The sequence below is a fragment of the Streptomyces chrestomyceticus JCM 4735 genome (genome assembly GCF_003865135.1).
GTDB lineage: Bacteria > Actinomycetota > Actinomycetes > Streptomycetales > Streptomycetaceae > Streptomyces > Streptomyces chrestomyceticus.
In genome coordinates, this window is the sequence record NZ_BHZC01000001.1 from 5,741,936 (window position 1) to 5,767,373 (window position 25,438).

The window sequence follows — 25,438 nt, forward strand, 5'->3', positions numbered from 1 at the left end:
GGCCGCGTCCGAGGCGCACCGACGCCCTGACCGGCACCCGGCCACGACCGTGCCGTCGGCCGCACCGCGTCGCCGTCCGTCGCAGTCCACAGCGCAGCGCTATGCCGGGGGAGGACCCCGAGACCCCCGGGAGGGCCCCTACCTCGATGTCCGTGCACAGTCAGCCGGCCGACCAGGCCGCGCAAGCCGCCGACCGCTACCACGACGGCTCACCGGAGTTCCCCCGGCACGTCGTCACCGCCGTACTCGTCTCCCACGACGGCGAACGCTGGCTCCCCGACGTCCTCGCCGGACTCCTCGGCCAGGAACGCCCGCCGCAGCAGATCCTCGGCGCCGACACCGGCAGCGCGGACGCCTCCGCCCGGCTGCTCGGCGAGGCCCTCGGCGACGACCGGGTGCTCCACCTCGCCCGCCGCTCCGGCTTCGGCACCGCCGTCGACGAGGCCGTCCGCACCGCCCCCGTCCTCGGCCCCGACGACCTGCCGTACCTGCGCCGCCCCAGCGGCTGGGACCCGGTCGGCCGCACCTGGCGCGACGACGCCTACGACCTGCCGGAACTCCCGCACGGCGAACCCGTCCAGTGGCTGTGGCTGCTGCACGACGACTGCGCCCCCGAACCCGACGCGCTCGCCGAACTGCTGCGCGTCGCCGACTCCAGCCCCTCCACCGCCGTCGTCGGTCCCAAGCTCCGTAGCTGGTACGACCGCAGACAGCTCCTCGAAGCAGGCGTCAGCATCGCCCGCAGCGGCCGCCGTTGGACCGGTCTGGACCGCCGCGAACAGGACCAGGGCCAGCACGACCAGGTACGGCCCGTCCTGTCCGTCTCCAGCGCGGGCATGCTCATCCGCCGCGACGTGTACGAGCAGTTGGGCGGCTTCGACCGCCGCCTGCCCCTGATGCGCGACGACGTCGACCTGTGCTGGCGCGCCCAGGCCGCCGGACACCAGGTCCTCGTCGCCCCCGACGCCGTCCTGCGGCACGCCGAGGCGTCCGCCCGCGAGCGACGCCCCATCGACTGCGTCGGCCGTTCCACCGCCAGCCCCCACCGCGTCGACAAGGCCGGCGCCGTCTACACCCTCCTGGCCAACACCCGGGGCGCCCTGCTCCCGTACGTCGCCCTGCGCATCGTCCTCGGCACCCTGCTGCGCGTCCTCGCCTACCTCGTCGGCAAGGTCCCCGGCCAGGCCCTCGACGAACTCGCCGGCCTCATCGGCACCCTGCTGCGCCCCGGCGCGATCCTCGCCGCCCGCAAGAAACGCGGCCGCCCCGCCACGGACGCGAGCGAACTGCGGCCCCTGTTCCCGCCACCCGGCGCGACCGTACGGGCCACCGTCGAACAGGTCGCCGGCAACCTCGCCGGACGCTCCGCCCCCGACGCCGCCTCCGCCGGACGGCACGGCGCCGTCGAGTCCGGACCCGGCGGCGACGACGCCGACTACCTGGAGATCGAACAGTTCGCCCGGCTCAAGCGGATCGCCCGCCGGCCGGCCCCGGTGCTCTTCCTCCTCCTGCTCCTCGTCTCGCTCGTCGCCTGCCGCTCCCTGCTCGGCTCCGGCGCCCTCACCGGCGGCGCCCTGCTGCCCGCCCCCGACCGCCTCGGCGACCTCTGGTCGAGCTACCTCGACGGCTGGCACGCCATCGGCACCGGCAGCACCGCCGCCGCGCCCCCGTACCTCGCCGTCCTCGCCCTCGTCGCCACCTTCTTCCTCGGCAGCACCGGCACCGCCGTCACCGTCCTGCTCGTGTGCTCCGTACCGCTCGCCGGACTGAGCGCCTACTTCGCGTCCCGGCCGCTGGTCACCTCCCGCCTGCTGCGCGCCTGGGGCAGCGTCGTCTACGCCTTCCTGCCCGCCGCCACCGGCGCCCTGGCCGGCGGCCGCATCGGTACCGCCGTCCTCGCGATCCTGCTGCCCCTCATGGCACGCGCCGCCGTCGCCGCCGGCGGCTTGCGGCTGTCGCCCGGCACCCGGCCGAGCTGGCGCGCCGCCTGGGCGTACGCGCTGCTGCTCACCTTCACCACCGCCTTCACCCCGGTCGTCTGGCCCGTCGCCGTCCTGCTCGGCATCGCCCTGCTCGTGCTGCGCGCCCTCGACGGCAACCGCGGCCTGCTCCTGCCCTACGCCCTGCGGCTCCTGGCCGTCGCCGCCGCCCCGCTCGTCGTCCTGGCGCCCTGGTCGCTGTCCCTGCTCGCCCACCCCTCGCGCTTCTTCCGGGAAGCCGGACTGGACCTCGGCACGGGCTCGGCCTCCGTACTGGACCTCGTCGGCATCAGCCCCGGCGGCCCGAAGGCCGCCGGCGGGGTGCTGCTCCTCGGCATCGTGCTGGCCGCGCTGGGCGCCACCCTGCGCGCCGACCGGCAGCGCGCGGTCCGCATCGCCTGGGCCGCGGCCGTGACCGGCCTGCTCTTCGCCGTGCTCGCCAACCGCACCGCCTGGGCCGGTCCCGCCGTCCTCGTCTACGGGCTCGCGCTGCTGTGCGCCGCCGCCGTCGGCGCCGAAGGCATCCGCTCCCGTATGGAGACCCTCGGCTTCGGCTGGAAACAGCCGGCCGCCGTCCTGATCGCGATCTCCGCCCTGCTCGCCCCGCTGTACGCCGCGGCCAGTTGGATGATCACCGGCGCGGCCGGGCCGCTGGAGCGCCGCGACCCCGTCCAGGTCCCCGCCTTCGTCGCCGAGGACACCGGCTCCGTCGACCAGGCCCGCACCCTCGTCCTCGACGGCGACGCCGGGCACGTCGCGTACACCCTGGTGCGCGGCTCCGGCGCCCGCCTCGGCGACGCCGACATCGCCACCGAGACCGGCGAGGACAAGCGGCTCGGCGGCATCGTCGCCCACCTCGTCGCCGGCTCCGGCGCCGACCAGACCAACCAGCTCGGCGGCTACGCGGTCCGCTACCTCCTGGTCCGCGACGGCGCGCCCCGGGACATGGGCCGCGTCCTGGACGCCACCCCCGGCCTGACCCGCCTCAGCCAGGACGACGGCAGCGCCCTGTGGCGCGTCGACCAGCGCGTCTCGCGGCTCTCGATCGTGCCCGGGGACACCAAGGACGGCACGCGCGCGGGCCGCGCCGCCGCACCGGTCCCGGTCCCGTCCGGCCCCGTCGCGGCCCACACCGACCTGCCCAACGGCGCCGACGGCCGGGTACTGCGCCTCGCCGACACCGCCGACGCGGGCTGGCAGGCCACCCTCGACGGCAAGGCGCTGAAGGCGGTCACGGTCGACGGCTGGGCGCAGGGCTTCGAACTGCCCGCGTCCGGCGGCCGCCTGGACCTCATTTACGACGACCCCGTGGGCCACACCGCGTGGCTGTGGGCCCAGGGCCTGCTCGCCGTGGTCCTGGTGGTGCTCGCCCTGCCGGGCCGCCGCCGGGAGATCGACGACGACCTGCCCGAGGACGGCGCGGCCGCGACGGCCGCACCGGACGCCACGGGTGACGGCCGCCGCGCCCGGCGGCTGCGGGCCGCCCAGGCCGCCCCCGAAGGCGGCGCGGAGCCGGGCATCCCGGGCCCGCGGCCCGGGGACGACCCGGTGACCGACCCGGCGGCGCCTCCCGCCGCCGACCCGATGGCCGCCCCGACTGCCGACCCGTACGCGGCCGTGCCGCAGCAGCAGAGCTACGAGCAGCAGCCGACGTACGGGGAGCAGCCGGGCTACGAGCAGCAGCCGGGGTACGGGCAGCAGGGCTACGACCCGCAGCAGCCGTACGGGCACCAGACGTACGACCAGTGGCAGCAGCAGCCGTACGGGCAGGAGCAGTACCCCCAGGGCCAGTACGCGCCGGATCAGCACGTACCGGATCAGCAGACACCGGACCCGTACGGGCAGAACCAGTACGGCCAGCCGTACGCGGGCGCGGCAGGCACCGCCCCGGCCGACCCGGACCAGGCCGCCGCCCCCTACGCGCCCGGCGCCTACGACCCGTACCACTACGGCCAGCAGCCCACCCAGCAGCCGCCGCACCAGCAGCAGCCCTACGACGACGGCACGACGTACCCCGGCTCCTACCGCGAGCCCCGCCGTGACGGGAGCGACCAGCAGTGAAGCGCACCATCATGTCCTTGATCGGCGCGGTCGCGGCGCTCGGCGCGGTCACCGGTGTCGCCGCCGTCGCCGCCCCGGACGGGCAGCGCGCCGCCCCGGCCGAGGGCGCTTCCCGGCGGCCCGTCGAACGGTCCGCGCTGCTCTGCCCGCCGCCCACCTCGTCGGAGGTCGGCGACACCACGTACACCGCCTTCACCCCCGAGGGGACGGGCGGCAAGGCCGGTTCCCAGGGCACCGCCGGGCTGCTGCCCGCGCCGTCGGGCAAGCAGCCGGACGGCAAGGGCGGCAAGGGCAAGGAGGGCGCCGGCCAGGGCGCGCAGGCGGGCGCCGACCCCGTCGCGCCCCTGAAGAAGCCCGGCACGCCCGTCACCGCGACCACGGACCGCGCGGACGCGCCCGCCCTGGCCGGGACCGCCGACGGCGCCCTGGCCCCCGGCTGGACCGTCCAGCAGACCACCAGCGTCGCGGCCGGCAACGGACGCGGCCTGCTCGGCCTGTCCTGCGCGGCGCCCGACACCGACTTCTGGTTCCCCGGCGTCAGCACCGCCAAGGACCGCCAGGACTACGTCCACCTCACCAACCCCGACGACACCCCGGCCGTCGTCGACCTCGACCTGCGCGGCAAGGACGGCCCGCTGAAGGCCGCCTCCGGTGAGAACATCACCGTCCCGCCGCACTCCACCGTGCCGGTCCTGCTCTCCACCCTGACGGGCACGCCCGCCCCGGACGCGGCCCTGCACGTGGTCGCCCGCGAGGGCCGGGTCGGCGCCTCCGTCCAGGCCGCCGACGCGAAACTGGGCGGCGACTGGCTGCCCGCGGCGGCGGACCCCGCGTCCGGCGCGGTCCTGCCGGGCATCCCGGCCGACGCCACCGGCGTCCACCTCGTCGCCGTCGCGTCCGGCAAGGAGGACGCCGACCTCAAGGTGCAGCTTGCCACCCCGAACGGCCTGATCACCCCGGCCGGCCTGGAGACCCTGCACGTCAAGAGCGGCATGACGGCCTCCGCCGACCTCCAGGACCTCACCAAGGGCGAGCCGGGCTCACTGGTGCTGACCCCTGCCGGCAGCTCCAAGGCGCCCGTCGCGGTGGCCCTCCGGGTCACCCGCGGCAAGGGCGACAAGCAGGAGATGGCCTTCATCCCGGCCACCGGACCGGTCGCCCGGCGCGCCACCGTCGCCGACAACCGCGACAAGGGCAGCACCCTGTCCCTGGTCGCGCCGGAGAAGGGCAAGGACGCCAAGGTCACGGTCACCGCGTCGGCGGGCAGCGGGGGCGGTACGCCGGTGTCGAAGACGTACACGGTCAAGGGCGGCAGCACCCTCACCGTGGAACCGCCGCGCCCGCAGGGCCTCAAGGGCTCCTACGCCCTGACCGTCACCCCGGCGGCGGGCAGCGGCCCGGTCCACGCGGCACGGACCCTGGCCCTGCCTCGAGGCGCCCTGCCCGCCTTCACCGTGCAGACGCTCCCGGACGACCGGGGGACGGTGGTGGTGCCGACGGCGGGGGAGGACCTCGGTCTGCTGCTGAAGTGATACGGGGGCCGCGAGGCCCGTCGGGATGCCCGGAGTCAGTCCTGCCCGTACCGCGGGTCGACCGACTCCGGCGCCAGGCCGAGCAGCTCCGCGACCTGTTCGACGACGACCTCGTGCACCAGCAGGGCCCGCTCGTCGCGGTTCTTGGTGCGGATCTCGACCGGGCGGCGGTAGACGACGACCCGTTCCCGCTGGTCGCCGGTGGCGGGCAGCAGCCGGCCCAGCGGCACGGTCTCCTCGTCGGCGGCCGGCCCGGCGTCCCCGTCGGGGCCGAACCCGGGCACCTCGACGACCAGGAAGTCGATGTCCGCCAACTGCGGCCAGCGCCGTTCCAGCCGGTCCCGTGAGTCGTAGACCAGGTCGACGAAGGAGTCCGCGCGGCTCACCGAGAGCGGCACCTGGGGCGGGGCGACCGGGCCGCGCATACCGCGGCCGTGCCGGTCGCGCCGGCGCGGGCGGGGCCCGGCCGGGGCGGGCGGCCGCGCGGCGCCGCCGGGCGCGGCGGGGGTGCCGCCGGTGCCGGACGGTGCGGAGGGCCCCCCGGAGTCGGCCGGAGGAGGTACGGGGCTGTCCATCAGAACCGAGCGTAACCGTCCCGGGGCAGGCGGCGGGGGAGAGCGGCGGATCCGGTGGCATGTCGTCGGGCGACCGGTCGTAGGCTCGTTGAGTCCGGTTGCGGCCCTGCACCGGACCGGGAAGGGCATGGGGAATGACATGAAATGTATAGAGTCGTGACGGGTTTCGACGCCCTGCGCCGTCCGGCGCAGTGCGCACCGTACGGTTCGGCCCGGGCGCCCGCAGGTCAGGCGCACCGGACGAACCGGGACGACACGGTTGGGTGAGGTCGTGGAGAGTCATCGCGGCCCGCTCAAGAGTGCGGTACCGTCCAACGTCGTGAGCCCTGTACGTCGCTGTTCGCGCACTGCGTGCGGCCGCCCCGCCGTCGCAACGCTGACGTACGTCTACGCGGATTCGACCGCCGTGCTCGGACCGCTCGCCACCTACGCCGAGCCCCACTGCTACGACCTGTGCGCCGAGCACTCCGAGCGGCTGACCGCGCCGCGCGGCTGGGAAGTCGTCCGCCTGGCCACCGACACCGGCCCGGCCCGCCCCAGCGGCGACGACCTCGAAGCGCTCGCCAACGCGGTGCGCGAGGCGGCCCGGCCCCAGGAACGCGCGGCGGGCGGCGGCAACGGCCCCCAGGTCAGCGGGCCGAACGGGCGCGACGCCCACCCGATGGAGGTCGCCCGGCGGGGGCATCTGCGGGTGCTGCGGTCGCCGGACAACTGAGTCCCGCGGCCGGGCGGCGCCTGCTTACGGGCGCGCGGCGGAAGCACTTCCGTCCGCGCCATTGACGCCGCCTCGCCGCGGGCACCACCATGCCTCCACTCCCGAAAGATCCGCTTCCGTATGGCGGAAGTGACGGGGAAGCTGCCCACCGGGAGGCCGAGTGTCCGTACCGCAGCGGGAGTTCGTGCAGCACCTGGAACCCGTGGCCGGCTCGCTCGCCCTGTCCGCGCTCGTCGCCGCGCTCCCGCTGGTCACCGTCCTCGTCCTGCTCGGCGCCGTACGGATGCGCGCCCACCGCGCCGGACTCGTGGGCCTCGCCGTCGCCCTCGCCACCGCCTGCCTCGGCTACGGCATGCCCGCCGGGCAGGCCCTGTCCGCCGCCGCGCAGGGCGCGCTCTTCGGCCTGTTCCCCATCCTGTGGATCGTCGTCAACGCCCTGTGGGTGTACCGGATGACGGTCCGCACCCGCCACTTCGACGTCCTGCGCCGCTCCTTCTCCGGACTCTCCGCCGACCCCCGCGTCCAGGCCCTGGTCATCGCCTTCTGCTTCGGCGCGCTGCTCGAAGCGCTCGCCGGGTTCGGGGCGCCCGTCGCGATCAGCGCGGTGATGCTGGTCGCCCTCGGCTTCTCCCCGGTACGGGCCGCCGTCATCGCGCTCGTCGCCAACACCGCGCCGGTCGCCTTCGGCGCCATGGGCACCCCCGTCGTCACCCTCGCCCAGGTCACCGGCCTGCCCCTGGATGCCGTCGCCCCGGTCGTCGGCCGCCAGACGCCGCTGCTCGCCCTCGTCGTACCGCTGCTGCTGGTGTTCCTGGTCGACGGGCGGCGCGGCCTGCGCGAGACCTGGGCGCCCGCGCTCGCCTGCGGACTGGCCTTCGCCGCCGTGCAGTTCGCGGCCGCCAACTACGTCTCCGCGCAACTCGCCGACATCGGCGCGGCCCTCGCGGGCGCCGCCGCCCTCGTCGCCGTACCCGGCGCCCGCAGACCCGCCTCCGAACCCGTACGGACCGCCGTCCTGACCGGCGCCCGCAGCGAGGACCTGGACGTCCGCGACTCCCGCGCCGACATCGTCCGCGCCTACGCGCCGTACGCCCTGATCGTCGCCGTCTTCTCCCTCGCCCAGCTCCCGCCCCTCAAGGACCTCCTCACCCGCGCGACCCGCACCTTCGACTGGCCCTTCCTGGACGTCGCGGACCCGGACGGCAAGCCGGCCGGCGGCAACGTCTTCTCGCTCCCGCTGCTCGCCACCGGCGGGACCCTGGTGCTGCTGGCCGGCGTGCTGACCGCCGCGGTACTGGGCGTACGGGCCGCCACCGCCGTACGTGAATGGGCCGCGACCGTACGCGAACTGCGCCTGGCCGCCCTCACCGTGACCTCCGTCCTGGCCCTCGCCTATGTACTGAACCTCTCCGGACAGGCCGCCACCATCGGCCACTTCGTCGCCGCCGCCGGGGCCGGACTGGCCTTCCTCTCGCCCGTCCTCGGCTGGTTCGGCGTCGCCGTCACCGGCTCCGACACCTCCGCCAACGCCCTCTTCGGCGCCCTCCAGGTCACCGCCGCCCGGCAGTCCGGCCTCTCACCCGTCCTGCTCGCCGCGGCCAACAGCTCCGGCGGCGTCCTCGGCAAGATGATCTCCCCGCAGAACCTGGCGATCGCCTGCGCCGCGGTCGGCCTGGCCGGACGCGAGGGCGACCTGCTGCGCAAGGTGCTGCCGTGGAGCCTGGGGCTGCTGCTGGTGATGTGTCTGATCGTGGTGGGGCAGAGCACGGACGTCCTGGGGTGGATGCTGCCGTAGAAGCCGCTCCGGGGACTTTCGGCCGTGAATGACCACCCCCGGCACGGGACACAAGAGGACCCGGGCAGCCGGGCCCCGCCCCGAACCAGCCTCCCGCCGGCCGTGTACGGGTAGGTTTGGCACCCCGTCATGACATCAGGAGGGCTGGCTGTGACTGATCTGTCGCAGATCGTGAAGGCGTACGACGTGCGCGGTGTGGTTCCCGACCAGTGGGACGAACCGCTGGCCGAACTGTTCGGCGCGGCCTTCGCCCAGGTGACCGGAGCGACCGCCATCGTGACCGGGCACGACATGCGGCCTTCCTCGCCCGGCCTGTCCCGGGCCTTCGCCCGCGGCGCCGCCGCGCGCGGGGCCGACGTCACCGAGATCGGCCTGTGCTCGACCGATCAGCTCTACTACGCCAGCGGCGCGCTGGACCTGCCCGGCGCGATGTTCACCGCCTCGCACAACCCCGCGCAGTACAACGGCATCAAGATGTGCCGGGCCGGCGCCGCCCCGGTCGGCCAGGACACCGGCCTCGCCGAGATCCGCGCCCTCGTCGAGCAGTGGCGCGACGGCGACGGCCCGGAGCCCGCAGCATCCCCCGGCACCGTCACACAGCGCGACGTCCTCGCCGACTACGCCGCCCACCTGCGCCGTCTCGTCGACCTCTCCGGCATCCGCCGCCTGAAGGTCGTCGTGGACGCCGGCAACGGCATGGGCGGCCACACCGTCCCCACCGTCTTCGAGGGCCTGCCCATCGACCTGGACGCCCTGTACTTCGAACTCGACGGCACCTTCCCGAACCACGAGGCCAACCCCCTCGACCCGGCGAACATCACCGACCTCCAGGCCCGCGTCCGCGAGGTCGGCGCCGACATCGGCCTGGCCTTCGACGGCGACGCGGACCGCTGCTTCGTCGTCGACGGCAACGGCGACCCGGTCTCCCCGTCCGCGATCACCGCCCTGGTCGCCGCCCGCGAACTGGCCAAGCACCCCGGCGGCACGGTCATCCACAACTGCATCACCTCCTGGTCCGTCCCCGAGGTCGTCAAGGAGAACGGCGGCACGCCCGTACGCACCCGCGTCGGCCACTCCTTCATCAAGGGGGAGATGGCCAGGACCGGCGCCATCTTCGGCGGCGAACACTCCGCGCACTACTACTTCCGCGACTTCTGGAACGCCGACACCGGCATGCTCGCCGCCCTGCACGTCCTGGCGGCCCTCGGCGGCCAGGAAGGACCGCTGTCCGAACTGGTCGCCCAGTACGACCGGTACGCCGCCTCCGGCGAGATCAACAGCACCGTCGACGACCAGACCGGCCGCCTCGCCGCCGTGAAGACCGCGTACGAGGGCCGGCCCGGCACCGCACTCGACGAACTGGACGGCCTCACCGTCAGCACCGCCGACTGGTGGTTCAACCTCCGCCCCTCCAACACCGAACCCCTCCTCCGCCTGAACGTCGAGGCCCGGGACCAGGAGACGGTCGACCGGGTGCGGGACGAGGTGCTGGAGATCGTTCGCGGGTGAAGGACCGCGGGACGGGCCCGGGCCCGTCCCGACCACCTGCGGCGCGTCCCGCCGCCCGCCCCGGCGGTACGCTGGCAGTGCCGTATTTCCGCCGAAGGAGAAGCCCCCATGCCGGTCGACGCCAGCCTGATCGAGATCCTCGCCTGCCCGGCGTGCCACGCCCCGCTGGCGGACCGGTCGGACGCCGACCCGGCCGAGCTGCGGTGCACCGGCACCGAATGCGGCCTCGCCTACCCCGTCCGGGACGGCATCCCCGTCCTCCTGGTGGACGAGGCCCGGCGCCCCGCCTGACCCGGGCGCCGGAGCCGTCCGGACCCCACCCCGCCCGTACCGGCGATCGGAGGCAGCGCACACCATGCTCGACGAGTCCCTGTTGGACGCACCCGAAGCACTGGCCGGCGCCGACCGTTACGGACTGCTGCGCGGCGTCGCCGAATCCGGGGCACGGGTGCGCACCGCCGCCCGCAACGCCGCCGAGTCCGGCATCGCCGACCTGCGGCCCGACGGCCGGCCCCGCACCGTCCTCGTGGCGGGCCCGGCACCGGCCGCCGCCTGCGTCGCCGACCTCTTCGGCGCCCTCGGCGGCGGCACCTGCCCGGTCACCCTCATCCGGCCCACCGGCGTCGCCGCGCGGCCCGGCGCGCTGCGCTGGACCCTGCCCGGCTGGTCCGGACCGCTCGACCTGCTGCTGATCGCCGGCCCGGACGGCGCCGACCCCGGACTCGCACAGCTCGTCGAGCAGGCGTACCGCCGCGGCTGCTCCGTCGTTGCCGTCACCCCGGCGGGCGGCCAGCTCGCCGACGCCGTCGTCCAGGCCCGCGGCCTGCCCGTGCCGCTCGCCACCACCCCGTACGACGCCGAGTTCGACATCGAGGGCGCGCCGCCCGCCGCCCCCGGCACCCTCTGGTCGCTGCTCATCCCGATGCTCTCCCTCGCCGACCGGATCGGCCTGCTCAGCGCCACCTCCGACCTGCTCGCGCAGCTCGCCGACCGCCTCGACCAGGTCGCCGAACGCTGCGGCCCCGCCATCGAGACGTACTCCAACCCCGCCAAGACCCTCGCCGCCGAACTCGCCGACGCGCTCCCGCTGATCTGGACCGAAGGCACCCTTTCCGGCGCCGTCGGCCGGCACTTCGCGACCGTCCTGGCCGGACTCGCCGGCCGGCCCGCCCTCGCCGGCGAACTGCCCGAGACGATGACCACGCACGGCGCGCTGCTCGCCGGCCCATTCGCGGCCGGCGCCGACCCGGACGACTTCTTCCGCGACCGCGTCGAACAGCCCACCGCCCTGCACGCCCGCGTCGTCCTGCTCCGCGAGGACACCCCGGGACCGCTCTCCGCCGCGCCCGCCGCCCGCGAACTGGCACTGGAGCACGACACCCCCGTCAGCGAACTGGAACCGGCCGGCGGCAGCGCCCTGGAGAGGGCCGCCGAACTCCTCGCCGTCACGGATTTCGCCGCCGTGTACCTGGCACTCGCCGGCACTGAGGGAGCATGAGGGTCCGGCCGCGGCCGCCGCGCGTACGAGAGACCTGAGCGCGCCCCGGCAGCAGCCCGACCGCAGACGAAGAATCAGGAAGCCCGTCACATGGACCGCCTCACCAACACCGTGCGCCCCTACGCCTGGGGCTCCACCACCGCCATCCCGGAACTCCTCGGCACCGCGCCGACCGGCGAACCCCAGGCCGAGATGTGGATGGGCGCCCACCCCGGCGCCCCCTCCCGCACCGACCGCGGCGCCGGCCCGGTCTCGCTGGCCGACGTCATCGCCGCGGACCCGGAAGGCGAACTCGGCCCCGACGCGGTACGCGCCTTCGGCCCCCGGCTGCCCTTCCTGCTGAAACTGCTCGCCGCCGGCTCCCCGCTGTCCCTCCAGGTCCACCCCGACCTGACCCAGGCCCAGGAGGGGTACGCGGACGAGGAGAAGCGCGGCGTCCCCGCCGACGCCCCGCACCGCAACTACAAGGACGCCAACCACAAGCCCGAACTCATCTGCGCCCTCACCCCCTTCGAAGGGCTCTGCGGCTTCCGGCACCCGGCCGAGGCCGCCACCCTCCTCGAAGGACTCGGCGGCAGCGCCCTCAAGCCGTACGCCGACATCCTGCGCGCCGCCCCGGAGGACGCCGCACTGCGCGAGGTCCTCACCGCCGTACTGGGCGCCGACCGGGACGAGACGGCCGAAACCGTCGAACAGGCCGCGACCGCCGCCCGGCGCCTGGCCGGCGAAGGCGGCCCGCACGCCGACGCCTACGCCGCGTACGCCGCCATCGCCCACCACTACCCGGGCGACCCCGGCGTGCTCGCCGCCATGCTCCTCAACCACGTACGGCTGCAGCCCGGCGAAGCGCTCTTCCTGGGCGCCGGCATCCCGCACGCCTACCTCGGCGGCCTCGGCGTGGAACTGATGGCCAACTCCGACAACGTGCTGCGCTGCGGCCTGACCCCCAAGCACGTGGACGTACCGGAACTGCTGCGGGTGGTCCGCTTTGAGCCCCGCGACGCGGGGGTGCTGCGGCCGGAGGAGGCCACGGCGTCGGGCGAGGAGGTCTACGAGACCCCGACCGACGAGTTCCGGCTCTCCCGCTTCGTGCTGGCACCCGGCGGGCCGATCCGCACGCTCGGCGACCGTACTCCGCAGATTCTGCTGTGCACGGCGGGGGCGGTTGCGGTGCATGTGGTCGGTGCGGGGGCGGGCGGTGGTTCCGTGTCCCGTACGGACGCGGGTTCTCGTACGGATGCGGGTTCTCGTACGGACGCCGGTTCCCGTACGGACGTTGGTTCTCGAACGGACCTGACGCTTGCGCCCGGGGAGTCGGTCTTCGTACCGGCCGGTGAGCGCGTGGAACTGGCGGGAGAGGGAACGATTTTCCGGGCGACGGTGGCGCTCTGACGGCAGTCCGGGGGAGACCCGGCGCCGGTCCCGTACCGGTCCGACACCGGTCCGAGGGCGCCCCGTGCGCGCCCCGGCGGGAGGGCTGCAACAATGACCCGCCTAAAGGGTTCGTAAAGAGGGCCCTCGGAGCGGCCTCGGAGCAGGCTGCGCACCGCAGCCGGTCGACGGAAGGGACATGCGCCACCCATGAGTGCATCAGGCGGTACCAAGGCGATCGTCGCGGCGCTGGGCGCCAACCTCGCGATCGCGGCGGCGAAGTTCGTGGCCTTCGCCTTCAGCGGATCGTCCTCGATGCTGGCCGAAGGCGTCCACTCCGTCGCCGACTCCGGCAACCAGGGACTCCTGCTCCTCGGCGGCAAGAAGGCCAAGCGCGCCGCCACCGAGGAACACCCCTTCGGCTACGGCCGCGAGCGCTACATCTACGGCTTCCTGGTCTCCATCGTCCTGTTCACCATCGGCGGCGTCTTCGCCCTGTACGAGGGCTACGAGAAGATCCACGACCCGCACGAGCTGGACAACTGGGTCTGGCCGGTCGGCGTCCTGGTCTTCGCGATCGTCGCCGAGGGCTTCTCCTTCCGTACGGCCATCAAGGAGTCCAACGAGCTGCGCGGCAAGCAGACCTGGCCCCAGTTCGTCCGCCGTGCCAAGGCCCCCGAACTCCCCGTCGTCCTCCTGGAGGACTTCGGCGCCCTCGTCGGCCTGGTGCTCGCGCTCGGTGGCGTCGGCCTCACCCTCGCCACCGGCAACGGCGTGTGGGACGGCATCGGCACCATGTGCATCGGCGCCCTCCTCGTCCTGATCGCCCTGGTCCTCGCCGCCGAGACCAAGTCGCTGCTGCTCGGCGAGGCGGCCGGACCCGAACAGGTCGCCAAGATCCGCGCGGCCGTGGCCGACGGCGAGACCGTCACCCGCGTCATCCACATGCGCACCCTCCACCTCGGCCCGGAGGAACTCCTCGTCGCCGCCAAGGTCGCCGTCCAGCACGACGACACGGCCAAGGAGGTCGCCGACGCGATCAACGCCGCCGAGGCCCGGATCCGCGCGGCCGTCCCCATCGCCCGCGTGATCTACCTCGAACCCGACATCTACCACGAGACCGCCGCCGCCTCGGGCGACCATCCGGCCGGGACAGCGGGCGGGGCCTGAGGGCTGGGCCCTTTCGTACGGGAGGGCTCTGCCGTACGGCCGGGTCTTCTCGCGCGGGAGGGCCTTCTCGTACGGCCGGGTCTTCTCGGACGGCTGGGCCTTCTTGTACGGCTGGGCCCCGCACCTGGAGTGGTGCGGGGCCCTGTTGTTTCTCGGCGCGGGTCGCTCTGGCGGCTGGGGTCGGGCGGCTCTGATCCGGCCGGTCTGACCCGGCCGCTTCGGCCGTTCCGACCGGACCGCTCTGCCCCGGCCGCTCCGGTCGGGGCGCTGCGTCCGCTCCGACCGGAGCGCTGTGATCCGGCCTCTCCGGTCGGACGCTGCGGCGCTGCGGTCCGATCGCTTCGGCCGGACCGCTGCTGCGGCTGCGGCCGCTTCGGCCGGACTTCCGACTGCTCGGCTGTCCGGCTATCTGCTACCGGCTACCCGACCTCGCTCAGCACCCGCAGGATCGCCGTCACGTCCGGCGCGCTCTGCAGCCGCGCCCGGAAGTCCGCGTCCATCAGCTTCCGCGACAGCAGCGCCAGGATGCGCAGATGCTCGTCCCCGGCGGCGGCCTCCGGCACCGAGATCATGAACACCAGCTTGGCGCGCGTACCGTCCAGCGAGTCCCAGTCGATGCCCTCGGCCGAACGCGCGAAGCCCACGACGGGCGCGGTCACCGCGTCCGTCTTCGCGTGCGGGATCGCGATCTCCTCACCGAGACCGGTGGTGCCCTGCGCCTCCCGCGCCAGCGCCACCCGCACCAGCTCGTCGACGTCCCGAACCTTGCCGGTACGCGCCGCGAGCTCCGCCATCTCCCGGATCGCGGCCTCCTTGCCGTCAGCGGCCAGCCGTACCTTCACGGTCTCCCGCGTCACATACCCGGAAAGCACCACACCTTCCGGCCTGTCGCCTTCCGGCGTCTCGCCTTCCGGCGTCTCGCCTTCCGGCGTCTCGCCTTCCGGCGTCTCGCCTTCCGGCGTCTCGCCTTCCGGCGTCTCGCCTTCCGGGCCCTCACCGTCCGGCTCCTCACCCGCACCGAGTGGACTCTCGCCCGAGGCCCTTCCGTCCGAGGTGCTTCCGTCCGAGGTGTTCCCGTCCGATGCGCTTCCGCCCGGCGCGCTCCCGGCCGAAGCGTCCGTACCTGGCCGGCCGCCCTCCGAGGTGCTCCGCTCCGCAGCCCCACCGGCCGAGCCGCCACGCTTCCCCGTACGGCCGGGCCCTTCCCCGGCATCGGCTTCCGTACGGGGTGCCACCCCCGCTTCCGTAACGGCGGCCGACGCACCCCCGCCCGTCATGGCCTCCGCCGACGCACCCCCACCAGACGCTTCTCCACCTCTCGCCTCACCGGCCACAGAGCCCCCGGCTCCAGCGCGCTCAGCCGCACTGTTCCCTGTCCCAGCGTTCCCGGCCCCGGCCCTCTCACCGGCGCCGTCCGCTGCCGCACTGTCTCCGCCCTCGGCGCTCTCAGCCGCACCATTCCCGGCTGCCCTGTTCCCGTCCACGGCCGTCTCATCCACGGTCCTCTCGGCCCCGGTCCTCTCGGCCCCGGTGCTCTCGGCCGCCGCGACCCCGGCCGCCCCGACCGCCATACCTCCGGTCGCCCCGGCCGCCACCGTCCCGTCCGCCAAGGCCCCGGCCGCGCCGACACCGGCCAGGACCGGTTCCGGCCCCGCTTCCGTGCCCGGCTCAGCCCCCGTGCCCGACCCAGTTCCCGAACCCGCCCCAGCGTTCTCGGCACCCCCGACGCCCCCAGCGACCCCAGTGGCCCCGGTCACACCAGCAACCCCGACTTCCCCAGCCGCCACACGCCCCTTCTGCCGCTCCGCCACATCCACCAGCGCGACCGTCGTCAGCGCCGTCACGACCGATCCGGCCGCCACCGCCACGAAGAACATCGGCACCCCGCCGACCGCGCCGAGGATCGCCACGATCGGCCCGCCGTGCGGCACCGCGTCCGTCACCCCGGCCATCCCGGCCACCGCTCCGGCGACCGCGCCGCCCAGCATGTTCGCGGGGATGACCTGCGCGGGCCGGGCCGCCGCGAACGGGATCGCGCCCTCCGATATGCCGAACAGGCCCATGAAGAGCGACGCCATGCCGGTCTCCCGCTCCTGGTCGGAGTACAGGCGCCGGCGGATCAGCGTGGCCAGGCCCTGGCCGAGCGGCATCACCGGGATCGCGGCGGCGCACATGCCCATGACGGTCTGGTTGCCGGTCGCGATCAGCCCGGTGCCGAAGAGGAACGCCGTCTTGTTGACCGGCCCGCCCATGTCGAACGCGATCATCAGGCCGAGGACCGCGCCGAGCGCGATCGCGCTGGTGCCCGTCATCCCGCTGAGCCAGCCCGTCAGGTGCGTGAACACCCACGAGATCGGCTTGCCGAGGACGTAGATGAAGAACAGTCCGAGCACGGCCGTCGAGACGATCGGGATCACGATGATCGGCATGATCGGCCGGACGAACCGGGGCACCCGGACCTTCTTGATCCACATGACCAGGTACCCGGCCAGGAAACCCGTGACGATCGCCCCGATGAACCCGGCGCCCGCCTTGGAGTCGTACAGCTCGCCGGTGTTGGCTATCCAGCCGCCGATCATGCCCGGCACCAGCGCGGGCCGGTCCCCGATCGCGTACGCGATGTAGCCGGAGAGGACCGGCACCATCATTTGGAACCCGATGGTGCCGATGTCGTTCACATGCGCCCAGAAGGTGCCTTCCGGGATGACCAGCCCCTTCGGCGTCGCCTCCCCGCCGACCGCCAGGGACAGCGCCAGCAGCAGGCCGCCGACCACGACGAACGGGATCATGTAACTGACACCGTTCATCAGCGCCTTGTACGCGAGGCTGCGCTCCTTCCCCCGGGCCCCACCGGCCCCGGCCCCACCACCCCTGCCGGACCGCGCCCCGGCTCCACCGCCCCCGCCCGGCCGCCCACTGGCCGTACCCCGGCCACCCGGACCACCTCCGGATCCGGCCCCGGCTGCATCCCCCTCCGCACCGTGCCCCTGCGCACCATCGCCACCCGCACCGGCGCCACCTGCACCATCGGCCCCCGTGCCGTAACTCTCCGCCCCGTACACCGGCGCGCTGAGCACCCGCCCGATCAGCTCCTCCGGATGGCGGATGCCCTCGGCCACGCCCACCACCAGCAGCCTCTTGCCGACGAAGCGCGCCGGGTCGACGTCCTTGTCGGCGGCGATGATGATGCCGTCGGCGTGTCTGACATCGTTGTCGGACAGCACGTTCTCGGCGCCGATCGACCCCTGTGTCTCCACCTTCATCGCGTGGCCGAGCGACTCGGCGGCCTGGGTCAGCTTCTCGGCGGCCATGTACGTGTGGGCTATGCCGGTCGGGCAGGCGGTCACTGCGAGCAGCTTCAGCCCTTGCCCGCCCGTTCCCGCGCCCTTGGGGGGATCGGCTGGACTGGTGGTCACGTGGTTCTCCTAACGGACGTGCGCGCAAGGCGACATGCGACGGCCCTCACGCTCCCCGCATCCTGCAATACGGAGGAGCGGCTGCAAAGTGCCCTACGCCACTCCGCCACGGGCCGGAACCCCGCCACCCGCACCCAAGCACCCGCGCCCCGCACCCCCGTACCCGTGCCCCGCACCCAAGCACCCGTGCCCCGCACCCCCACACCCATGGCCCGCGCCCAAGCACCCGTGCCCCGCACCCCCACACCCGCCACCCACACCCACCCGCTCCGCACCCGCACACCCGCCACCCGCCCCCGCGCCCCCCTCACCTGCGGACCCGTACCCGCCACCGGTGCCCGCACCGCGGCCGCCGGCCCGTGAACCCCGCCGCCCGCACGCATTTTCCTAGGGCGGGCTGGGGTTCCAGGGGGCGATCGGTGTAGATTCGTGCCCAGTGCCAGACGTCGCTGCTGATGGCGGTCGGGCGGTCCGCCCCGCGGGCCGGCCGAGGGAGAGAGGGCCTCCGACGGACTGCGCTGCGGCCAGGGGAGAGGTGTGTCCGCCCACGCGGAACCGCCCGTACGGTATGCCGTCCCGGACGGTGTTCCGCTCATGCGGTACGTCCGCCCGCGCGACACTCCGGGCGGCGACGTCCCCACCTGCCCGCGCCGCAGACTGCCAGCCAACCACCCTCGACCCCGGGAGCAACCCGAATGTCGACCGCAGCCAACGCCCAGGACTTCAAGGTCGCCGACCTGTCCCTCGCCGCCTTCGGCCGCAAGGAGATCACCCTCGCCGAGCACGAGATGCCCGGCCTGATGGCGATCCGCAAGGAGTACGCCGCCGCGCAGCCGCTGGCCGGCGCCCGCGTCACCGGCTCGCTGCACATGACCGTGCAGACCGCCGTGCTGATCGAGACCCTCACCGCTCTCGGCGCCGAGGTCCGCTGGGCCTCCTGCAACATCTTCTCCACCCAGGACCACGCCGCGGCCGCCATCGCGGTCGGCCCGAACGGCACCCCCGAGAACCCGCAGGGCGTCCCGGTCTTCGCCTGGAAGGGCGAGACGCTCGAAGAGTACTGGTGGTGCACGGAGCAGGCGCTGACCTGGCCGAACTCGCCCACCGGCGGCCCGAACATGATCCTGGACGACGGCGGCGACGCCACCCTCCTGGTGCACAAGGGCGTCGAGTACGAGAAGGCCGGCCAGGCCCCCGCCGTCGAGACCGCGGAGAACGACGAGCACCGCGCCATCCTGGAGCTCCTCAACCGCACCCTCGCCGAGAACCCGCAGAAGTGGACCAAGCTGGCGTCGGAGATCCGCGGCGTCACCGAGGAGACCACCACCGGCGTGCACCGCCTGTACGAGATGCAGCGCGACGGTGTGCTGCTCTTCCCGGCGATCAACGTGAACGACGCTGTCACCAAGTCGAAGTTCGACAACAAGTACGGCTGCCGACACTCCCTGATCGACGGCATCAACCGCGCCACCGACACCCTCATCGGCGGCAAGACCGCCGTCGTCTGCGGCTACGGCGACGTCGGCAAGGGCTGCGCCGAGTCGCTGCGCGGCCAGGGCGCCCGCGTGATCATCACCGAGATCGACCCGATTTGCGCCCTCCAGGCCGCCATGGACGGCTACCAGGTCACCACCCTGGACGAGGTCGTCGAGACCGCCGACATCTTCGTCACCACGACGGGCAACAAGGACATCATCATGGCCTCCGACATGGCCAAGATGAAGCACCAGGCCATCGTCGGCAACATCGGCCACTTCGACAACGAGATCGACATGGCCGGCCTCGCCGCCATCGACGGCATCGTCAAGGACGAGGTCAAGCCGCAGGTCCACACCTGGACCTTCCCCGACGGCAAGGTCCTGATCGTGCTGTCCGAGGGCCGCCTGCTCAACCTCGGCAACGCGACCGGCCACCCCTCCTTCGTGATGTCCAACTCCTTCGCGGACCAGACCCTGGCCCAGATCGAGCTGTTCACCAAGCCGGCGGAGTACCCGACCGACGTCTACGTCCTGCCCAAGCACCTGGACGAGAAGGTCGCCCGCCTCCACCTGGACGCCCTCGGCGTCAAGCTCACGACCCTCCGCCCCGAGCAGGCCGCCTACATCGGCGTCACGGTCGAGGGCCCCTACAAGTCCGACCACTACCGCTACTGATCCCCGCGCGCCCGGTGCCCGCCACGCCACCGCGCCCATCGGGCACCACCACCGGCAGCCGGTGATCCAGGCCCCCGCCCAGCACCACGGCGGGGGCCTGACCCGTACCACCGGACCCGACCAAGGACCCCCATGCCCCGCGGCCGCTACTCCCTCCACGACCCGCACGATCACACCCCCCTCGGCGAAGAACACTTCCACTGCGCCACCGGCCCCTCCGGCTGGCGATACGTCTCCCAGCTCACCACCCCCTCCGGAGACCACGCGGGCTCCGTCGACCTCACCCTCGACGACCTCGGCCGCCCCATCCGCCTCGAACTCCACGCCGGCGGCTGGCAGGTACGCGGCGCCGCCCTGGAAGGCGTCACCTGGGTCCGCACCGACCCGACCGGAGCCCACGCCACCGAAGGCAACGTCCCCGCCCACGCCTTCACCGGCGCGTCCCCCGCCTTTCTCGTCGCCACCGCCCGGCTGCTGCGCCCCGCCCCCGGCACCGGAGCCGTCCGCACCCGCCTCGTGGCCTTCACACCCCCCGTCCTCGCACCCCGCACGCTCGACCAGTCCTGGGCCTTGGTGAACAGGACAGCACACCCCACTGACAACGGGCCGCTGACCGCGGACGAATACCAGGTCAACGACCTGGAGACCGGTGAACAGCACGCCGTCCACCTCGCCGGCGACGTCGTCCTGTCGGCCCCCGGCATCGAACTCGAAGACCTGGAAACCCCGCCCTCGGCCTTCACCTGACCGGCCGACACCCACACTCCCGCGCCGCACCGCAGCGGCCCCTCGTCCCCCGCGCGCGGCTACCAGCCGCCCCCTCGGCCTCGTCACCGTCCCGCCGCGCCCGGCCCCGCCCTCACACCGGCGGCGTGAACCCCGTACGCCGCGCCCGTCCGCCCGCCGCCCCGCCCCCGTCTCCATCCCCGTTCCCGCCCCCAGGCCCGGCCTCCCCAGCCCCGGCCTCAGCCTTCCCGCCCCCGACTTCCCCGGCTCGAACAGCCTCCCCGGCACTCACGCCACCCTGCTCCGCCCCCGGCACCCCGTACGACGCCGCCACCTGCGCCGCCCCCGGCTCGCCCGCCTCGCGCCCGTAGCCGACGCCTCCGTACGCCTCACCCTCGTACACGCCACTCCCGTACGGACCTCCATACGCACCCCCCTGCCCGGCAGCCACCGGCCCCGGAGCCCCCAACGGCGCCCCGAACGCCCGCTGCGCCTCCCGCGCCTGCCGCTCACCCGTCACCGCGGCCAGATACACCGCCGGATACATCCCCGCCGGCACCGACGCCCCGGTCCAGCCGCACAGATCCGCCGCCAGCCGAGCCCCCATCGCCCCGCCGACCTGCGGATCGAGCTGCCCTATTCGGCTCAGGTACTGGCGCACCGTCAGCCACCAGCCGTCCGGAACCCGCGACAGGTCCAGCGCGCCGAGTTCCGCCGCCAGCCAGGGCGGCGGGGGCGGCAGCACCGGCATCCCGCGCGGGGTGGGTATCCGCTCCCGTACGACGACGGTGCCCGCGAACACATCACCGAGCCGCCGCCCCCTGGCCGAGACCAGCGAGGCGATGCACGCCACCACCCCCATCGTCAGCACGATCTCCACCGCGCCCAGCGCGCCGCGTACCAGTGCGTTCCGGAACCGGACCGGCCCGCCGTCCTCACGGACCACCCGCAGCCCGCACACCAGCTTCCCGAGCGACCGGCCGTGGCTCAGCGTCTCCACCACGATCGGCACCCCGACCAGCACCAGCACGAACAACGCCACCGACACCGCGGCTCTCGCCGCCTCGTCCATGGACGCCGTGGCACTGAGCAGCAGCAGCGACACCAGCACATACGCACTCCAGGTCACCGCGAGATCGACGAGGACCGCCAGCGCCCGGCTCGGCAACCGGGCCGGCCGCAACCCGAGTACCACCGCCTCGCCCGTCACGAGCTCGTTCACCTGCGCCGCCCTTCCTTGCCCCACCTCGTACCGGTCCGTCCCCGAACCGCCGCCCGCCCCATGGCCGACCGGGCCAGTCTGCCAAGCTGACGGCATCGTCACCTCACGGCCGCCGCCAGGAGCTGAATCCATGGACCTCGATGTCTTCGTAAGGGCCCACCGCGCCGAGTGGGACCGGCTCGAAGAACTGCTGCGCCGTAAACGCCGCCTCACCGGCGCCGAGGCCGACGAACTGATCACCCTCTACCAGCGCACCACCACCCACCTGTCCCTCCTCCAGGCCAGCGCCCCCGACCCCGCCCTTACGGGACGCCTCACCTCCCTCGTGGCGCGCGCCCGCAGTACGGTCACCGGCGCGCGCAAGGCATCCTGGCGGGACGCCGCCCGCTTCTTCACGGTGTCGTTCCCCGCCGCGGTCTACCGCCTGCGCCACTGGTGGGTGCCGACGGCCCTCCTCTCCACTGGGATCGGCGCCCTCATCGCCTGGTGGATCGCCACCCACCCCGAGGTCCAGGCCGCCATCGGCGCCCCCGAAGACCTGCGCGCCATGACCCGCCCCGGCGGGGAGTACGAGACGTACTACTCCAGCCACCCCGCCGCGTCCTTCGCCGCCCAGGTATGGACGAACAACGCCCAGGCGGTCGCCCTGTGCCTGGTCCTGGGAGCCTTCCTCGGCCTGCCCGTCTTCTGGGTGCTCTTCCAGAACATGCTCAACCTGGGCGTCGGCCTCGGCCTGATGGCGTCGGCCGGCCGCCTCGACTCCTTCCTCGGCCTCCTCCTCCCGCACGGCCTCCTGGAACTCACCGCGGTCTTCGTCGCAGCCGGCATCGGCCTGCGCCTGGGATGGACGGTCATCGACCCCGGCCCGCGCACCCGCCGCACCGCCCTCGCCGAAGAGGGCCGCTCCGCCCTCGGCGTGGCCGTCGGCCTGGCCGCCGTGCTGTTCGTGTCCGGCGTTCTCGAAGGCTTCGTCACCCCGTCCGGCCTGCCCACCTGGGCCCGCATCACCATCGGTGTCGTCGCCGAGCTGGCCTTTCTCGCGTACGTGTACGTACTCGGCGGCCGTGCCGTCCGATCAGGCGAAACGGGGGATGTCGACGAGGCGGACCGCGAGGCACCCGTACCGACCGCTGCCTGATGTGCGTGCGACCCCGCTGACCTGCTAATCTCCTCATCTCCCCAAGATGTCCGTTGACACGGGCAGGGCGGGGAGGTAGATTCGAACGGTTGCCACGGACTAGACATGTTCGAGCGCAACGGTTAGTGTCTCGTCTGCTTCGGGCGGAACATCGATTCCACGAAGCACCTCCGAATCTTTATCCGGAAAACGTTCGCCGATTTCAGATCGGCAAAACGCTTCTGATAAAGTCGGAACAGCCGAAAGGCAAACCCCTCCGACAATCATCGGAAACGAATTCGGCCCGGCAACGGACCGGAAAGCGGATCTGATAGAGTCGGAAAGACCGAAAAGCGAAAGCCGGACGGTCACCCCGCTCCAGCAGGGAGCCGGAAACGGAAAGCGGAAACGCCGAACGGATCTGGTAAGGTTGGAACCGCGAAGAAGCCGAAAGGCGGAAACGCACCGGCGGAAATCAGGACCGCGAGGATCTGATAGAGTCGGAAACGCAAGACCGAAGGGAAGCGCCCGGAGAGCCTGGTGAAACAGGCACAAAGGAAGCGTCCGTTCCTTGAGAACTCAACAGCGTGCCAAAAGTCAACGCCAGATATGTTGATACCCTGTCCACCGGCAGCAGCCGGAGGATGAGGTTCCTTTGAAAAGCCCACCAGCATCCACGCGGTGCGGGTGGCACACACAGCGAGGACGCTGTGAACGGGAAGCCTATTCCGCTTCCTGTTCCGCTCTCGTGTGTGTTACCGGGATGACCCGGAAACATTCACGGAGAGTTTGATCCTGGCTCAGGACGAACGCTGGCGGCGTGCTTAACACATGCAAGTCGAACGATGAACCTCCTTCGGGAGGGGATTAGTGGCGAACGGGTGAGTAACACGTGGGCAATCTGCCCTGCACTCTGGGACAAGCCCTGGAAACGGGGTCTAATACCGGATACGACACGGGATCGCATGATCTCCGTGTGGAAAGCTCCGGCGGTGCAGGATGAGCCCGCGGCCTATCAGCTTGTTGGTGGGGTAATGGCCTACCAAGGCGACGACGGGTAGCCGGCCTGAGAGGGCGACCGGCCACACTGGGACTGAGACACGGCCCAGACTCCTACGGGAGGCAGCAGTGGGGAATATTGCACAATGGGCGCAAGCCTGATGCAGCGACGCCGCGTGAGGGATGACGGCCTTCGGGTTGTAAACCTCTTTCAGCAGGGAAGAAGCGCAAGTGACGGTACCTGCAGAAGAAGCGCCGGCTAACTACGTGCCAGCAGCCGCGGTAATACGTAGGGCGCAAGCGTTGTCCGGAATTATTGGGCGTAAAGAGCTCGTAGGCGGCTTGTCACGTCGGATGTGAAAGCCCGGGGCTTAACCCCGGGTCTGCATTCGATACGGGCAGGCTAGAGTTCGGTAGGGGAGATCGGAATTCCTGGTGTAGCGGTGAAATGCGCAGATATCAGGAGGAACACCGGTGGCGAAGGCGGATCTCTGGGCCGATACTGACGCTGAGGAGCGAAAGCGTGGGGAGCGAACAGGATTAGATACCCTGGTAGTCCACGCCGTAAACGTTGGGAACTAGGTGTGGGCGACATTCCACGTCGTCCGTGCCGCAGCTAACGCATTAAGTTCCCCGCCTGGGGAGTACGGCCGCAAGGCTAAAACTCAAAGGAATTGACGGGGGCCCGCACAAGCGGCGGAGCATGTGGCTTAATTCGACGCAACGCGAAGAACCTTACCAAGGCTTGACATACACCGGAAAACCCTGGAGACAGGGTCCCCCTTGTGGTCGGTGTACAGGTGGTGCATGGCTGTCGTCAGCTCGTGTCGTGAGATGTTGGGTTAAGTCCCGCAACGAGCGCAACCCTTGTTCTGTGTTGCCAGCATGCCCTTCGGGGTGATGGGGACTCACAGGAGACTGCCGGGGTCAACTCGGAGGAAGGTGGGGACGACGTCAAGTCATCATGCCCCTTATGTCTTGGGCTGCACACGTGCTACAATGGCCGGTACAATGAGCTGCGATACCGCGAGGTGGAGCGAATCTCAAAAAGCCGGTCTCAGTTCGGATTGGGGTCTGCAACTCGACCCCATGAAGTCGGAGTCGCTAGTAATCGCAGATCAGCATTGCTGCGGTGAATACGTTCCCGGGCCTTGTACACACCGCCCGTCACGTCACGAAAGTCGGTAACACCCGAAGCCGGTGGCCCAACCCCTTGTGGGAGGGAATCGTCGAAGGTGGGACTGGCGATTGGGACGAAGTCGTAACAAGGTAGCCGTACCGGAAGGTGCGGCTGGATCACCTCCTTTCTAAGGAGCACTTCTTACCGGCCTTCGGGCTGGTCAGAGGCCAGAACATCGGCGAATGTCCGGTGCTGGTTGCTCATGGGTGGAACGTTGACTACTCGGCACACTCGGTATGGGGATCACTAGTACTGCTTCGGCATGGAACGTGTATCACCAGACGGGAGTGTCGGGCACGTTGTTGGGTGTCTGAGGGCACGGACTGAGAGTCTGTACCTTCAAACGCCGGCCCCAGTGAACTCGCCGAGTGTGGCGGGGTGGTGGGTGGCTGGTCGTTGCTTGAGAACTGCACAGTGGAC

At 72.4% G+C, this 25,438-nt stretch carries 15 protein-coding genes and 1 rRNA gene; 13 read left to right on the plus strand and 3 right to left on the minus strand.

What is annotated here, in order from left to right; all coding sequences use genetic code 11:
- Positions 1 to 146 precede the first annotated feature (146 nt).
- Both EJG53_RS24970 and EJG53_RS24975 read left to right on the plus strand, forming a co-directional pair.
- Positions 147 to 4,040 (plus strand): glycosyltransferase family 2 protein, encoded by a 3,894-nt coding sequence (locus tag EJG53_RS24970; protein ID WP_125046626.1) that lies wholly within the window; start codon positions 147 to 149, stop codon positions 4,038 to 4,040.
- Positions 4,037 to 5,572 (plus strand): DUF5719 family protein, encoded by a 1,536-nt coding sequence (locus EJG53_RS24975; RefSeq protein WP_125046627.1) that lies wholly within the window; start codon positions 4,037 to 4,039, stop codon positions 5,570 to 5,572. The genes EJG53_RS24970 and EJG53_RS24975 overlap by 4 nt, the downstream gene beginning before the upstream one ends.
- Positions 5,573 to 5,607: 35 nt before the next feature.
- Here the strand turns inward: EJG53_RS24975 and EJG53_RS24980 are convergent, their stop codons facing one another.
- Entirely contained in the window at positions 5,608 to 6,147 is a 540-nt protein-coding gene (locus EJG53_RS24980) for a metallopeptidase family protein (RefSeq protein WP_174856451.1), read from the minus strand.
- Positions 6,148 to 6,418: 271 nt separating this feature from the next.
- Between EJG53_RS24980 and EJG53_RS24985 the strand changes: the two genes are divergently transcribed.
- The 7 genes from EJG53_RS24985 (at position 6,419) to EJG53_RS25015 (ending at position 14,205) form a co-directional block, all read left to right on the plus strand.
- On the plus strand, positions 6,419 to 6,862 hold the full coding sequence (locus tag EJG53_RS24985; protein ID WP_078624427.1) for a DUF3499 domain-containing protein: 444 nt from the start codon (positions 6,419 to 6,421) through the stop codon (positions 6,860 to 6,862).
- 160 nt (positions 6,863 to 7,022) lie between these two features.
- Positions 7,023 to 8,657, plus strand: a complete 1,635-nt coding sequence (locus EJG53_RS24990; protein ID WP_125046628.1) for an L-lactate permease — start codon at positions 7,023 to 7,025, stop codon at positions 8,655 to 8,657.
- A gap of 150 nt (positions 8,658 to 8,807) precedes the next feature.
- Positions 8,808 to 10,166 carry a phosphomannomutase/phosphoglucomutase gene (locus tag EJG53_RS24995; protein ID WP_174856452.1) on the plus strand — a complete coding sequence of 453 codons (1,359 nt, stop codon included), beginning with the start codon at positions 8,808 to 8,810 and terminating at the stop codon, positions 10,164 to 10,166.
- Between the two features lie 108 nt (positions 10,167 to 10,274).
- Positions 10,275 to 10,457 (plus strand): Trm112 family protein, encoded by a 183-nt coding sequence (locus tag EJG53_RS25000; protein ID WP_030021694.1) that lies wholly within the window; start codon positions 10,275 to 10,277, stop codon positions 10,455 to 10,457.
- A 64-nt stretch (positions 10,458 to 10,521) separates the two neighbouring features.
- Positions 10,522 to 11,664, plus strand: a complete 1,143-nt coding sequence (locus EJG53_RS25005) for an SIS domain-containing protein (RefSeq protein ID WP_125046630.1) — start codon at positions 10,522 to 10,524, stop codon at positions 11,662 to 11,664.
- Between the two features lie 90 nt (positions 11,665 to 11,754).
- Positions 11,755 to 13,056: a mannose-6-phosphate isomerase, class I gene (gene manA, locus EJG53_RS25010; protein WP_125046631.1), complete on the plus strand. Its 1,302-nt coding sequence runs from the start codon at positions 11,755 to 11,757 to the stop codon at positions 13,054 to 13,056.
- A 189-nt stretch (positions 13,057 to 13,245) separates the two neighbouring features.
- Positions 13,246 to 14,205: a cation diffusion facilitator family transporter gene (locus EJG53_RS25015; RefSeq protein ID WP_125046632.1), complete on the plus strand. Its 960-nt coding sequence runs from the start codon at positions 13,246 to 13,248 to the stop codon at positions 14,203 to 14,205.
- Positions 14,206 to 14,624: 419 nt separating this feature from the next.
- On the opposite strand, the gene EJG53_RS25020 is transcribed toward EJG53_RS25015, so the two are convergent.
- The gene (locus EJG53_RS25020; RefSeq protein ID WP_371858810.1) at positions 14,625 to 17,552 is read right to left on the minus strand and encodes a fructose-specific PTS transporter subunit EIIC; all 2,928 of its coding nucleotides are present in this window, start codon (positions 17,550 to 17,552) and stop codon (positions 14,625 to 14,627) included.
- 764 nt (positions 17,553 to 18,316) lie between these two features.
- Between EJG53_RS25020 and ahcY the strand changes: the two genes are divergently transcribed.
- Positions 18,317 to 19,774: an adenosylhomocysteinase gene (gene ahcY / locus EJG53_RS25030; protein ID WP_125046634.1), complete on the plus strand. Its 1,458-nt coding sequence runs from the start codon at positions 18,317 to 18,319 to the stop codon at positions 19,772 to 19,774.
- A gap of 132 nt (positions 19,775 to 19,906) precedes the next feature.
- On the plus strand, positions 19,907 to 20,521 hold the full coding sequence (locus tag EJG53_RS25035; RefSeq protein ID WP_031013221.1) for a hypothetical protein: 615 nt from the start codon (positions 19,907 to 19,909) through the stop codon (positions 20,519 to 20,521).
- Positions 20,522 to 20,633: 112 nt separating this feature from the next.
- Here EJG53_RS25035 and EJG53_RS25040 read toward each other — a convergent pair whose 3' ends face one another.
- On the minus strand, positions 20,634 to 21,722 hold the full coding sequence (locus tag EJG53_RS25040; RefSeq protein WP_125046635.1) for an RDD family protein: 1,089 nt from the start codon (positions 21,720 to 21,722) through the stop codon (positions 20,634 to 20,636).
- A gap of 130 nt (positions 21,723 to 21,852) precedes the next feature.
- On the opposite strand from EJG53_RS25040, the gene EJG53_RS25045 reads away from it, so the two are divergent.
- Both EJG53_RS25045 and EJG53_RS25050 read left to right on the plus strand, forming a co-directional pair.
- A complete protein-coding gene (locus EJG53_RS25045; protein ID WP_125046636.1) occupies positions 21,853 to 22,860 on the plus strand; it encodes a stage II sporulation protein M in 1,008 nt (335 codons plus the stop codon).
- A 756-nt stretch (positions 22,861 to 23,616) separates the two neighbouring features.
- Positions 23,617 to 25,145, plus strand: a 16S ribosomal RNA gene (locus tag EJG53_RS25050).
- The last annotated feature ends 293 nt before the right edge of the window (positions 25,146 to 25,438 follow it).